Origin of the sequence: Paenibacillus sp. FSL K6-2393 (assembly GCF_038002545.1) — a bacterium.
GTDB lineage: Bacteria > Bacillota > Bacilli > Paenibacillales > Paenibacillaceae > Paenibacillus.
Genome location: NZ_JBBOCU010000001.1, coordinates 4,338,399 through 4,351,564, shown reverse-complemented (window position 1 = coordinate 4,351,564; position 13,166 = coordinate 4,338,399). Strand labels below are relative to the sequence as shown.

Sequence of the window (13,166 nt, the reverse complement as noted above, 5' to 3'; positions counted from 1 at the left end):
AGGGTAACGGAACATAACAATGTATTCAAGTTGCGGGGATACCACGCCTTGGTCGCCTGAGACGTTTCGATGAAGTGAATTCAGACGACACTTTGATTTTTCCTAAGATAATAGCTATCTAATGGGAATCAAAGTTAGCAATGGACATACGTTAGGCGAAACCGCAAAGTGCATTGAAAAAACAAAAAGGAGCTAGATGCAAACATGGAATTAAAACTTGTCCCAGTAAATCCTGAAGATAAAAGTATACTAATCAATTTATATGAATTGTACGAGTATGACTTCAGTAAATATACAGGTCGAGATATAGATAGAAACGGAAAATTTGAAGTAAACATAGATTATTATTGGGAAGGCGACGAAAGATGGAATCCATTTTTTATAGAAGTAGCAGGTATAATCGTTGGTTTTATAGTAGTCCTTTTTGAGAATATGGATACTGATCCAGATCCGACGCATGTGATATACGATTTTATGGTTTTACAGAAATACAGAAGATCAGGTATAGGTCGTAAAGCAGCAATAGAAGCATTTAAAATGTACAAAGCGAATTGGAAGATTTCGCAAATGGAGAGCAATCTTCCGGCAAGGACATTTTGGAGAAGTGTAATAGAAGGTTTTAAAGGAACTAACTACACTGAACACTATGTACAAGATCGAAAAAAATATGTACAAGAATTTAGTACAAGATATTAAAGGCATTTATATTGCGGGCTAATTCAGTACAGCATCACTAAACTCATATTCACACATGAACTGACTGGTGCTAACTCTAGGTCCAACCGAGGATTCCAAGGAAATGGCCTCGCAGGGGGCGTAAAAACGGGTATGTTATACGACAGAATCAAAAACAATAGAAAAAGAGGGTCATATAACCCTCTAAATACTAGAATTCTGCAATTCACTAAATAGTTGTAGGGCATCTTTGAAACCTTGTATGTAGATACTTCTTTCTAGGATGGATTGGAGTGAGATTTGTGCGTCTTCGTAAAGAAAAACTGTATGTTGAAGTTGATCGGGCAAAGCATCACGAAGTGTTTTAAAATATTCATCTGTCTCAGCAGAAAGCTGAGTGTACTCCCTATGACACTCCAGAAGCTTAGTATAGAGCAAATCTAAACGTATTCTTATCAGTGGTTCTGTTAATGATTCTACTGTATTAATCATATGTTGTTCCTCCTTTAATTAACTCTATAAAGTTATTATATAACCCCTCAAGGTTAATTACAAGGTGAATATTTGACTTTGTAGAGTTAAAACTTTGCTTTCTGTTGATGATTGCTAATATGAAAGATAAGATAGAATTATGGAGGGGAAAAGATGAACATAATCAAGTGTAATATACGAGAACTCATGGCGGAACATCGAATAGATGATATAACAGAATTGATGGCAAAATCGGGCTTAAGTCGGAATTCGATCAATAAGCTCTATAGGGAAACAAATATAGAAACAACAAAGCTGGAAACCTTATTCAAGCTATGCGATACATTTAATTGTAAATTATCTGATTTGATTGAATACGTACCAGGAGAAAAATAAATCGTGAAGGTCAATTCGAGAAGCGATTCCATCCTATAACATAATATTCAAACATTGCTCCTTGGGAGCCTGGGGCTGCGGATGGATTTCGAGAAGAGTTTCAGCAAACATCCCTTCGGGGTTCTTGAATATAGAAACGTTGTCCAATACTCCCAATCCAAACAACAAGCATAGGAGCAATATAATGACAATCATGTTCAAAGAAATAAAAGACATTGATACACAGGCAATTCAAGAACTGTTTCATTCGGTGGACTGGAAATCAGGAGATTTCCCAGAAGATCTTAGACAAGCAATAAACAACTCGCATACGGTTATTACTGCATGGGATGATACCAAATTAGTTGGCTTAATAAATGCATTGTCTGACGGCGTGATGACAGTATATTTTCATTACATGTTAGTACACAAAGAATATCAATCTTTAGGAATTGGAAAAAGAATGATGGAACAAATGCTTAGTCGATATTCTAATATCAAAACAAAAGTGCTTATATCTTATGATAGTGCAGAAAAATTCTATGGATTATTTGGATTTAAACCAGAAGAAGGAACTAAAGCCATGTTTATTTCAGATATGGTATAGCATTGAAGTAAAGATTCCGATCAGACGAGAATCGATTATAGATGGAGTTGTTTTTGAGAAGGTCGCTATATAAAACTTCAATTCGGATATGAAGGGATACCAGATGATAAGTTATAAACCATTTCAAAAATTATTGATTGACAGGGAGATGAAAAAGCAGGATTTATTGAAAATTACGGGGATTTCATCGGCAACAATGGCAAAACTTAATACGAATGAGTATGTATCTTTAGAAGTAATTGATAAATTATGTACGGCATTGGGATGTCAGCCTGGAGATCTATTGGAGCATATAGCAGATCAATGATGGGATGATAACATCTGCTGGTTACTCAAAGTTGAGATTCCGTCGTATAACATAATATTCAAGCAGCGGCTCCTAATGGAGTCTTGGTCTGCTGGATGGATTTCGAAGTTGATATTATGGTAGACACCTCCGAGTTTGTTGAACTGCATAAAAACAGGAAGGTGATTAGAAATCACTGCAATAAATTAAAGAGGAGAAGCTAATTATGTCTAGACCTTTAAGAATTCATATTATAGGTTCAACTGGTAGCGGAAAAACATATCTTGGTCAAGTTTTATCAGAGAAATTAAATATAAAATATTACGAACTAGATACAGTAATGTGGAGCAGTAGAGTGGAATTTTCAGGGAAGAATCCTCCAGACGTGAGAGATAAATTACTACATAAAATAATTGATAATGATAGTTGGATTGTAGAGGGAGTATATTATAAATGGCTTTCTGATAGCTTTTCAAGAGCAGATGTAATTTATTACCTCGATACTAATGTGTTGATTCGACATTTTAGAATTATCATGAGATTTGTTAAACAAGGAATAGGCGTAGAAAGATCTATATACAAGCAAACATTAAGAGGACTCATTGAAATGCTTATCTGGAATCATAAATTTAATAGCACAAATCGAAAAGAGATCTGCGATTTCTTGTCCCCGTATAAAGACAAAGTGATAATCTTAAAAACCAACAGGAAAATGATAAGTTTACTCAATGAAGGCAGTATAATCATATAGCTCCCCATTTGAAATCGGCGAAACTACTTAACGAGGGTGAACAATGAAGATAATAAGAGATCGGGAAGAACTTGAAGGAACTGGTTATATTGAAGTTTTACCCGGGAAGTACCTTGGGCAATGTTGGAATGAAAACTCAATTTACTTTGATGAAGAAGTATTCGGCTATATAGAGAAAACAATTGAAAGTATATTTTCTGGATATGATCATTATGCATTTAACGAAATACATCGAAAAACGTGGGAGGTGATCCTTGAGGATTTGAAAACGTTCGCTAATCTCCTTGATGAAAAAGTAACAATGGAATTAATAAATGAACATGTGTATTTCTTCTTTGGCAGTTCTAAAGATGAGTTTCAACAAGATTTTCTCAATAGTGTTCAGAGACTTCGTGAATTAATTATAGAGTTTGTTGTATGGATTAAAAAGCAATTAACAACTCAAGATTATGTTTCAGTTCTAGGCATTTAGCTGTAGCTTTTGGAGGAAGAGTGGTTATTTAAAACATCATAGGAGGAATTAGAATGAAATTTATCGTTTCTGCAAGTGTAATCGTTCTCAATGAACATAATGAGATTTTACTCATGAAAGGTCGAAGAGGTTGGGAAATGCCTCAAGGTTGTGTTGAAGAAGGAGAGACTATTAGGCAGGCAGCAGTTCGAGAAGTGAAAGAGGAAACAGGGATTGACATTGAATTAATTAAATTTTGTGGATTGTATCAGAATATAACGCGCGGCGTATGCAACAATATATTTACTGGAAAACCGATTGGTGGAGCTTTAACTACCAGTGATGAAAGTGAAGAGGTGGGCTACTTTACTTTAGAAGAAGCTCAGCAAATGATAACATGGGGGAATTTCTATGACAGAATTCAAAATGCATTAGATGAGAAAAGCCATCCATTTTTGATTGAATTTTCAGAATAAGGGCATCCATCAGATCACAATACATTAACGCATCGGACATTCGTCCTTGGTCCGGCATTCTCCGCACACCCTGCGTAAGCTGGTTAGTGAATACAGGAACGTTAGATGAAACACTCCGAAACTCACACTTGAATGAAATAACATTGAAGTAGAAAAGGAGAATCATTTTGGTTGGTAATGAAATACTTTCTCAAGCAGCTAATTCATTTGGATTTGATACTAATACGTTAAAGTTCGTAAGCAATTCTTGTAATGAAGTATATAGGTTTAACAAAGGGAATAAGGAATATTTTTTACGTTTATCTGAAAAACCAGTTGAATTTGAACTTAATATTAAGGCAGAAGTCCATTGGGTACGGTATTTAGTTGAAAGAGGCATTCATGCATCTTTGCCAATCCAAACTATAGAAGGTGAATTAACTGCTGTATGTAAGGACTATGAAAAGTGCTATATTGCGACTGTGTTTGAAGGAGCCCCTGGAATTTTTTTCGATAGCGATCCACAATTATGGGGACAGAGCTTGTTTAAAACATGGGGCGAAACAATGGGGTCAATGCATCGGTTGACAAAATCTTATGATCCTGGCGATTTGAAATACAAAAGGATGGAATGGAATGTGGCGGAAATAAACAATCCACATTTACATTTTGGTAATTATCAAATACTCCTCAATAAACTCAGAACAATTGAAGAGGAAATGAAAAACTTGCCTAAGGATAAAGAATCATATGGTCTGATCCATTATGACTTTCATCCTTATAATTTTCTTATCGATCAAGGAAAAATAACTGTTTTTGATTTTGATGATTCGTTGTACGGGTGGTTTGCACTTGATATTGGAATCGCCGCTACTCACGCTGTTTGGTGGGGTTCACATTTTAAGGCTTGGAGATCGAAAGATGAATTTGCAAAGCATTTCTTAAATGAATTTCTACAAGGTTATATAAAGCAGAATAGTATAGAGCAAGAATGGATCCAGAGGATTCCTTTGTTTATGGAATATAGAAATATTAGTTCCTTCTTTTGGTGGCTTACCAATTGGAATGGGAATGAAGAGAATCTTACTGATTTTCAGAAGAATGCTATTATTGAAGCGGTAAAACGTATTGAAAGTGACAAACCTTTTGATGGATGTGATATCCAATTATAGGATAAGAGGGCTGGCGTTAAAAAGTAGATGAGAGTGATCTAACAATACATTAACGCATCGGGTTTACTTCCTCGCCCGAAGACGAGACCGCAATAAATTTGAGAGAAAACGACTCCTTATGACACTCCATAAGCTCTGCATTATGGTAGACTCCACCTTAAAGTCGCTCCTATCTTGGTTGGTGATGTTCTAGACAAACACCATTCGACCCAAGATAGGGGCGTTTTTTTTGCTTTTTACACTTCGCAAATGGAACATTGTGGGTTATATTGGATATGATTTGGTTCTATAGTAGAGAAATGGAGAGGTGGTCAACTTTGGATGAAAATGTACGCTTTCCGGATGGACACTTTGAGCCAAGTCTTAAATTCTCTAATGAGGACCGAATCCACATCATTGGTCAAATTCCCGGAATTACGAAGACCTTAAGAGAGATTACACTACATCTTAATGATGATCAACTTTGTACTCCTTATCGTGATGGCGGTTGGACGATCACACAGATTGTGCACCAAGGTTCAAGAGAGCGTTAACTGAAGATGAACCGATGGCAAACTCATATCGAGAGGATTTATGGGCATCTTTACATGATTACAGGAATACGCCCATCGAAGATTCAATTTTGCTGATGGAGATACTACACAAGCGATTTCTCACGCTGTTGTATGGTGTACATCCCGATCAGTTTAGACGAAAACTCCGAACAGAAGTGTTAGGTACAATTACACTGGATATCGCGATTCAAAGATTTGTATGGCACGGGCAGCATCATATTGCTCAAATTAAATCTTGTATAACATCGCAAGGGTGGTAGGGTCTTATACACATCTCAAGTGTGGAGGTAACATATGGGGAATTGTGAGTTGAATTTCTGAGGAGCCTTGATCTGCTGCTATCAATCACCTAAGATCTGTATGTAAACGGATTCAGAACTAGGTGAGTGACTGCATTTGATATATAAAGTCAAATAGAAGTGAATCTAGATTAGGGGGGGATACGGATGTTGATTGAAGATGAGAACGTATACCCTGACTGTTCAGTTGAAATAAGAACTGTAGACATTGGCGGCTTAACAAAGCCACAGCTTATTCAGAAACTGGATCAATACTCTATTTCATTGAATAAATATGGAGAACAGTTATTAAATGATGAGAGATTTATGGTTTCCAGTAGAAAGCAAAGCTTGCAAACGGTTGAGTTAACCGTCAGACAACTTGGATTTTCGGATGGCGCTACGACTTTTCAGCTATTTCGAAGAGCAAATGATCTTGGGTTAGAATGTTGTCCGGTTGAGTTAGGACCTTATCTAAGAATGCAATATTTGGATCAGCCCGAGATATGTTCTACCAATATTTCAGACGGTTACAAAGCTCCGTCCGGCTCCATTACTATAGCATCTGAAGCCCTTACGGAGGATAACGATTTTCCAAAAGGTTTTTATCTCAGACGAATAAACGACAAGTTATGGTTACGAGGATATCTTGCCGACCATTTGCATATTTGGAGCCCTCATGATCGCTTTATCTTTTGCAGGGATCAGCTTCTATTGTATGAGGATCAGGAAGATGTTTTGAAAGGAAAGGAGTGAAGATCAATGGATATCAAAAACAAAAGCGGAGATGTGCTTGGAAAAATTTAAATTGAATCCTTACGCGATAATGCGATTGACCGAATCGTCATTGACTTAAAGCCTGGTGACGGGAAAGCGATATACACCGCAGATGTTATAGAGAACCAATTCACGCAACAGACCAATTATGCACCCATTTCATGGGAAGACGGTTTGGAACAATTGCAGAAACATTATTCTCCATGGCAGCCGAAATTTCCGATTGATTCTGATATAGATGCCATTCATGTATTTTATGGATTTGATAATTTAACTCCGCAAGAAATTGATGAAATGATTGAAGAAAGTAACAGGTCAGGCAGAAATGTAGTGATACGAGACCTGAAGCCCAATAAGAAGGTTGTGGGCATCAGCATTACGTATAAAGAATACGGTGGTTATAAACTTAATATTTTCGGGACAACAAAGAGCCGGATCCCATTGCCTGATCATGGCGGTACTACGGTTAAACAAGCAGCCATACGTGGCGTCGAAGCATTTTATATTTTCAATAACGAAACTTCCCAATTGATATGGATCGAAGAGGATGTGCATGGGAAGGCACTGCAATACGAGATCATTGGCAGAAAGATGTCAGAAGATCTTGTGATGAAGATTGCGAAGTCTATGAACGGATAATGCTTATATTCTAACTGTTCTAAAAGGAGTTTCTATGAATCGGAAGATAATGATTAGCGATATTCACGGCTGCATTGATCCATTTAATCAGTTATTGCATGATATCAATTACAACTCGAAATATGATCAACTAATCCTGCTTGGAGACTACGTAGATCGAGGCCCCAACAGCAAAGAGGTCGTTAATAAGGTGATTCAATTAGTTCATGAACATCATGCGATTGCATTAAGAGGCAATCATGACCAACGATTCGTTGATTTTATAAATGAGGGAAGTTCATTAATTAAAGCCAAGTTTATTGAACATGGAGGGCTTCAAACACTTCAGAGCTATTGTAATATTGAAGGCGCAATTTCTGATGAAATGTTGGACCATGCGAGAGAGTCAATAAAAATAGATTACGGTCATCATATTGATTTTTTGAGTGAATTACCTCTATACCATGAGGATGAGACACATATTTACGTTCATGCCGGATTAAATCCTAATTACATAGAATGGCGGAAACAACCAGATCATGATTTTATGTATATCAAAGATAAATTTATTCATCATACGTTCACCAATCTACACAAAAAGATCGTCTTTGGACATACAACAACGATAGACATTCATGGATCTGCGGATGTTTGGTTTGGTGAAGACAAGATAGGCATTGATGGTGGATGTGCCTATGGAATGCAATTGAATGGTTTAATTTACCAAAATGGTTCTTACGTAACTTCTGATTCAAAGTTTAATCTGAATGAGGTGCAACGATGAGTTACAAAGCTATTCTCATAGACCAATTAAATGCCTGTTATCATGACAAGAGCTGGTTTATTCCGCTGCATGATATTTTGATAGAACTCAATGCGGCGGAGGCCGCTTATGTAAAGAATGAAGGGGAGCACTCCATTTGGGCGATCGTCAATCATCTTATTTTCTGGAATGAGAAGTGGCTTGAGAGATATGTTGCCGAACAGGTCGACGGGCAGCATTCAGTGAATAATGAGGATACATTTGACATAGATCTGTCTAACTTGAATGATGTGGAGTGGGGCAAGACATTACATAGACTGAAAAACGTCTTTGGTGATTGGAACAGGGCACTTGAAGATAGTGAAGAACATAAATTGACTCGTGAAATTCCCTCCTATTTCAACGCGCCATGGTGGGGAGTTGTATCAAATCTATGTATTCATAATGCCTATCATATTGGCCAGATCATGCTGCTCAAAAAATCAATGAAACACACGTAGTACACGCTGTATTACATTTATAAAATTATACTTAGCAAAGGAAGATGAACATCATGGAAAAAGGCAAAATTATATTTTTGAACGGTGTAACCAGCTCTGGTAAAACTTCAATTGTAGAGGCGATGCAATCATACGATGATCCGTTTTTCTATGTTGTGGCTAATGATTTATTTGAAAATACGATCGGTGATAAACATCTTCAGACGGATTACTGGAAGTATCTGAGTGAAGCGATTGTAATGATGTATCATACGGCAAAAGTATTTTCAGACCATGGAAAGCATGTTCTGATCGATGGCATACTTGTGGAAAGACCGGAGCTCGCGCCGCATTATGAACAAGTCAAACAGATTTTTGAAGGGTATCCACTGGATATCGTTGAGTTATATTGTCCCCTCGACATCTGCCGTCAGCGGAACATCGAACGTGGCGACCGAAGAGAAGAGCAATCGGATGAGCAGCATCAAATCATGGCCAAACACATCAACTATAGCTATTCGATTGATACAAGTATGAACACACCGGAAGAATGTGCGGAGAGGATTATCAATACGCTGTTTAAAAGTGAATAAAGCTTCACTGTATGAATTGAAGAGAATGAAAGAAAGAAGCTGGGGCGTCTATAGCATGGATAGCATGATGTTCTAGCTTTTTGACTGTAGGGCACGACTGCTTCTTCATGACAAACGAGATATCATCCATTGACAGAGCAGGCAATTGATGAGCAACATGAATTTACCTATTATTTTCCGATCAGGTGATTACACCAAGCTACGTAGAGAAAGTAGTTCACTTGGTAGAAAGGCTTTTGCCAGAGGAGTTCATCTGCGATTTACAACGAATTTATATCCTTTAAGGGAGGCTGTATTAAACTAAGATTTCAAGATATTTGGGATAAACTGCTTCAATCATGCCAGGAAGCTGTAGGGTTCGAAAATAGTAGGTTAGGGGGATGACATTGCTTTCTGCATATTGGAGGTACTTTTTATATGTAACTGAACATAAATTGAATGTTTTAATCGAGTGCTGGCATGAAGGTTTATATGTACAGGGGCTGCTTCATGATTTATCCAAGTTTTGTCCTCAAGAATTTATCCCTTATGCAATCAAGTTTTATGCGGGCCGTAAAGACGAAGATACAGAACTAAGATGGAAGAACGCATGGTTACATCACCAGAATCATAATAAACATCATTGGGAGTATTGGATTGTAAACAGAACTACAAAAGAAGCTTTGCCTATGCCAAAAAAATATTTTATAGAAATGGTATGTGACTGGAGATCTTTTTCAAGAAAATGGGGCCGCAGAGTCAAAGATTCCAATTTGGCAGAACGTATGATGAACTCGGAAGATGTTATTCTGCATCCAATGACGAGAGAAGCGCTTATGCAGTACTTATTAGAGAGGTGAATAATGATGATCCAAAATGATATGCGGTTTTTGGAATTAGCCATAGCAGAGCAGGCTGCCGTAAAACGAAAAATGCTGAAAGAATGGAATGTTAGACGGGGAATTATCAATACAGGGTGGGATTAAAAGTTCATATGATAACAGGTGGAATTACAAAAAGTACGCTCATTAATGATTTAATAGGCTTAGGTGTTAAGAAGGGCATGACGATAATCGTTCATTCCTCCTTCAAAGCAATAGGTAAGGTTATAGGCGGCCCGGTAAATGTTATTTTAGCTCTGGAAGAAGCCGTTGGAATCAATGGAACCATTGTCATGCCCACTCAAACAGAACATCTTTGTGAACCTTCAGAGCATGATGCGAACCTGTCTTCAGAGGAAATTGAGTTCATCAAAGACAATATGCCTATTTATTATCCTGATTTAACCCCAACCTCGTATATGGGCATCATTCCTGAGGTGTTTCGGAAGCAAGATGGTGTGTTACGAAGCTCACATCCGCACATGTCTTTTGCTGCCTGGGGGAAAGAGGGCAAACGGATAATAGAAGATCACAACTTGCATTATGCATTAAATGAGAAATCTCCGTTAGGAAAAATCTATGATTTGAGTGGATACATTCTGTTACTTGGTGCGCCTACAAATAGTAACACCTCCTTACACCTGGCAGAGTATAAACAGCAGAATACATTTGTTAAGCCAAAAGTCTGGGGAGTAAAAATGCTGGTGAATGGGATTGAACAATGGACTACATACGATGATATTAACAATGAATCGGATGATTTTGAATTGATTTTTAATGAGTTTAAGATCCAGACTAACGCTGTTACCGAAGGAATTGTAGGGAAAGCTGTGAGTTATTTGATACCCCAAAGAGAGATGGTTGATTATGCTTTGGAATGGATGAATCGGAACCGAAGAGAACATGTAGAGTAGTGAATCATTTCAAAAAGAAAGAAGGGGGAAATGTACTCATGACCAAAGAGATTGAACATTTGCTTCGAACTTTTGAAGAATGGGCGTTGTTTGTCAAAACGATGAATCATCTTGAAGAGAAGACCTGGAATTCCAGCATGGAAGAAGGGAAATGGACGATAAAATCCATCGTCAGCCATGTGATGTTATGGGACCGATATTTTTACAAGCAAGCGATTGAGAAGATTGCTCTGAAGCAGCCAGTTACGTTAAAACATATGAATTTTGAAGAGTTTAATCGCAAAGCTATTGAATTTGGTAACCGCACAGAGACGTCCGAAATCGTAAATAAGGCTATCACGTACCGCCATAAAATTATGAATGACATTCGAGGGTTAGCGGAGGAACAGCTTCATCAGACGTATTTAGACGCAGAGGGGAACGTATTTTATATTCCCCAGTACCTTAAAGATTTTATATGGCATGACCAGCATCATATGGAACCGTTGAAGAAATATCTTGCCAATCTTGAAGCGTAAAGGATTTAGCATGTAGGAGGCGGCACGGAATGCAGCATGTGGCTTGCTTTGAATATAATACGTATCCCAAACCAGGGAGGGATTGTAGTGAGTACACATACGATTGAATTAACTCAGGAAAATCTGATTGGTTCATTTACCAAAGGGTGTGCATGCTGTCCTTCCACATGATGCCTTTAAGTAACTTGAGGCCTGTTATACGTCGTATTAGTTGAACTCGGGGGTCGATAAAATGAAAGGCAGACCACAGATCGTTTTAGATATCGCAGGGGTTTTGTTAAGTAATATGTCGTTGACGTGCTGGAAAGATATGAGTGAGGAAACCAACCTATCGGCAGAATCTTTGAAAGTACATTTTGCAGGAATCAAACGAAAGCTCTGGACAGGAATGATGAGGGAAGAAGAGTTCTGGCAATCGTTAAAGGAGATGTATCCCGAATTATCAATAAGCCGAGCGAAGGACATCTTATACAATTCAATTGTTCCCTTACCAACCGCTCAATACCTTGAGCGATGGAGTGAGTCCGCCGATATCCATCTGCTCAGCAATCATTGTAAGGAATGGATTGAGCCGAATCTGAGTCGTTTAAGCTCATTTACCAAAAGTGTAACCATCTCTAATCAAGTGGGTTTATGCAAACCCGAGATTGAAATATACCAAAGGGTCGAAACCTTCCTGGCAGCTGGAGAAGAGGTTCTATTTATAGATGATCAAGAGAAGAATTTACATTCTGCTAAGCTACTTGGCTGGACGACTTTACTGGCTGACGAAGAAGGAGATTGGGTTAATGAAATTGAGTCACTGCTAATTTAGAATGAAAAGGATGAACGTGTTATTTAGGCATAGGGAATTAACAAGCCTAACCTTCGAATGAAATCTAATCTCCCTTCTGGAATGCGAGCGGGAACAATTATCCTTTAGCTCTGGATGAAGGAAGTATGATTGAAGCAAAAGATTATCTTGCTATTTCGCAATCTAATAATCAAGGAATCGCAGTGCATAACCGCTAAACTCCAAATTGCTTTAGATGATGATCTAAATGCTTGTATATGCCTTTACCCCATTGCTCGGCTGTTAATTTTCCGAAGAAGGGATGGGGGTGGCGGGAGAATTTTTCTGAAGCACCTTGTTGAAAGATATTAATCTGCTGCTTAAGCTTTTCTTTTTCTGCCATAAACTGTCGTTGGTCATCAATAATGATTGTCGGGATCGTAGACATATTATGGGGCAAGGGCTTGTCATTATAAAACATTGGTTTTGCGAACCGTCCTATAAGTCTCCCAAGTAATCCTCTAGGTGGAAAAGCATTTCCTAAGGGGATATCATGAAATGCTGAACAGTGAGCCAGCATCTGAGAGACCTGCATCGTGCCCCATTTAGGGATGGAATTTTCACTAAGTTGATCCATGCGCTCTTTAATTTCAGCAGCATTTATCGTATCAAATATACTTTTCACAAGAACACCTCAGTCCTCTAGGATATAAAATTTGAACTTAAACTATCATCATTCTCTTATTGAAAGGTTTATCCTCTTACTATCAAGAATAATAAGATATGGTAAGTTTAGT

General features: G+C 37.8%; 21 protein-coding genes. 19 read left to right on the top strand and 2 right to left on the bottom strand.

From position 1 onward, the window contains the following. The first annotated feature begins 204 nt into the window (after window positions 1-204). A complete protein-coding gene (locus MHI14_RS19075; RefSeq protein WP_249911036.1) occupies window positions 205-696 on the top strand; it encodes a GNAT family N-acetyltransferase in 492 nt (163 codons plus the stop codon). A 183-nt stretch (window positions 697-879) separates the two neighbouring features. On the opposite strand, the gene MHI14_RS19070 is transcribed toward MHI14_RS19075, so the two are convergent. Continuing rightward, complete coding sequence (locus tag MHI14_RS19070) at window positions 880-1,167, bottom strand: hypothetical protein (protein ID WP_036609138.1); 288 nt, start codon at window positions 1,165-1,167, stop codon at window positions 880-882. A gap of 153 nt (window positions 1,168-1,320) precedes the next feature. Between MHI14_RS19070 and MHI14_RS19065 the strand changes: the two genes are divergently transcribed. From MHI14_RS19065 to MHI14_RS18980, 18 genes are all read left to right on the top strand, one after another. After that, window positions 1,321-1,542, top strand: a complete 222-nt coding sequence (locus MHI14_RS19065) for a helix-turn-helix domain-containing protein (protein ID WP_179086413.1) — start codon at window positions 1,321-1,323, stop codon at window positions 1,540-1,542. Window positions 1,543-1,726: 184 nt separating this feature from the next. Then, on the top strand, window positions 1,727-2,128 hold the full coding sequence (locus MHI14_RS19060; RefSeq protein ID WP_076330751.1) for a GNAT family N-acetyltransferase: 402 nt from the start codon (window positions 1,727-1,729) through the stop codon (window positions 2,126-2,128). 103 nt (window positions 2,129-2,231) lie between these two features. Beyond that, window positions 2,232-2,435: a helix-turn-helix domain-containing protein gene (locus MHI14_RS19055; protein ID WP_249911813.1), complete on the top strand. Its 204-nt coding sequence runs from the start codon at window positions 2,232-2,234 to the stop codon at window positions 2,433-2,435. Window positions 2,436-2,640: 205 nt separating this feature from the next. Further along, window positions 2,641-3,165: a DNA topology modulation protein FlaR gene (locus MHI14_RS19050; RefSeq protein WP_249911035.1), complete on the top strand. Its 525-nt coding sequence runs from the start codon at window positions 2,641-2,643 to the stop codon at window positions 3,163-3,165. Between the two features lie 43 nt (window positions 3,166-3,208). Further along, complete coding sequence (locus MHI14_RS19045; RefSeq protein ID WP_249911034.1) at window positions 3,209-3,637, top strand: hypothetical protein; 429 nt, start codon at window positions 3,209-3,211, stop codon at window positions 3,635-3,637. Window positions 3,638-3,690: 53 nt separating this feature from the next. Next, window positions 3,691-4,092, top strand: coding sequence for an NUDIX hydrolase (locus tag MHI14_RS19040; RefSeq protein ID WP_341131042.1), 402 nt, complete (start codon window positions 3,691-3,693; stop codon window positions 4,090-4,092). A 167-nt stretch (window positions 4,093-4,259) separates the two neighbouring features. After that, on the top strand, window positions 4,260-5,243 hold the full coding sequence (locus MHI14_RS19035; protein ID WP_341131041.1) for a phosphotransferase enzyme family protein: 984 nt from the start codon (window positions 4,260-4,262) through the stop codon (window positions 5,241-5,243). 317 nt (window positions 5,244-5,560) lie between these two features. Further along, window positions 5,561-5,776: a hypothetical protein gene (locus MHI14_RS19030; RefSeq protein ID WP_341131040.1), complete on the top strand. Its 216-nt coding sequence runs from the start codon at window positions 5,561-5,563 to the stop codon at window positions 5,774-5,776. Window positions 5,777-5,790: 14 nt separating this feature from the next. Beyond that, window positions 5,791-6,057 carry a DinB family protein gene (locus MHI14_RS19025; protein WP_341131039.1) on the top strand — a complete coding sequence of 89 codons (267 nt, stop codon included), beginning with the start codon at window positions 5,791-5,793 and terminating at the stop codon, window positions 6,055-6,057. Window positions 6,058-6,243: 186 nt separating this feature from the next. Further along, complete coding sequence (locus MHI14_RS19020; RefSeq protein WP_341131038.1) at window positions 6,244-6,831, top strand: helicase; 588 nt, start codon at window positions 6,244-6,246, stop codon at window positions 6,829-6,831. Between the two features lie 195 nt (window positions 6,832-7,026). Continuing rightward, on the top strand, window positions 7,027-7,491 hold the full coding sequence (locus MHI14_RS19015) for a DUF4367 domain-containing protein (protein ID WP_341131037.1): 465 nt from the start codon (window positions 7,027-7,029) through the stop codon (window positions 7,489-7,491). 34 nt (window positions 7,492-7,525) lie between these two features. After that, entirely contained in the window at window positions 7,526-8,254 is a 729-nt protein-coding gene (locus MHI14_RS19010; RefSeq protein ID WP_341131036.1) for a metallophosphoesterase, read from the top strand. Beyond that, window positions 8,251-8,733 (top strand): DinB family protein, encoded by a 483-nt coding sequence (locus MHI14_RS19005; protein WP_341131035.1) that lies wholly within the window; start codon window positions 8,251-8,253, stop codon window positions 8,731-8,733. Before MHI14_RS19010 ends, MHI14_RS19005 begins: the two co-directional genes overlap by 4 nt. 53 nt (window positions 8,734-8,786) lie before the next feature. Next, on the top strand, window positions 8,787-9,305 hold the full coding sequence (locus MHI14_RS19000) for a phosphotransferase-like protein (RefSeq protein WP_341131034.1): 519 nt from the start codon (window positions 8,787-8,789) through the stop codon (window positions 9,303-9,305). 380 nt (window positions 9,306-9,685) lie between these two features. Then, a complete protein-coding gene (locus MHI14_RS18995) occupies window positions 9,686-10,144 on the top strand; it encodes a DUF5662 family protein (protein ID WP_240767979.1) in 459 nt (152 codons plus the stop codon). A gap of 116 nt (window positions 10,145-10,260) precedes the next feature. Continuing rightward, entirely contained in the window at window positions 10,261-11,079 is an 819-nt protein-coding gene (locus tag MHI14_RS18990) for an aminoglycoside N(3)-acetyltransferase (RefSeq protein ID WP_341131033.1), read from the top strand. Window positions 11,080-11,117: 38 nt separating this feature from the next. Continuing rightward, the gene (locus tag MHI14_RS18985; RefSeq protein ID WP_165980146.1) at window positions 11,118-11,597 is read left to right on the top strand and encodes a DinB family protein; all 480 of its coding nucleotides are present in this window, start codon (window positions 11,118-11,120) and stop codon (window positions 11,595-11,597) included. A 232-nt stretch (window positions 11,598-11,829) separates the two neighbouring features. Next, window positions 11,830-12,411: an HAD-IA family hydrolase gene (locus MHI14_RS18980; RefSeq protein WP_091031657.1), complete on the top strand. Its 582-nt coding sequence runs from the start codon at window positions 11,830-11,832 to the stop codon at window positions 12,409-12,411. Between the two features lie 193 nt (window positions 12,412-12,604). Here the strand turns inward: MHI14_RS18980 and MHI14_RS18975 are convergent, their stop codons facing one another. After that, a complete protein-coding gene (locus tag MHI14_RS18975) occupies window positions 12,605-13,054 on the bottom strand; it encodes a DUF1569 domain-containing protein (RefSeq protein ID WP_091031656.1) in 450 nt (149 codons plus the stop codon). Window positions 13,055-13,166: the final 112 nt, after the last annotated feature.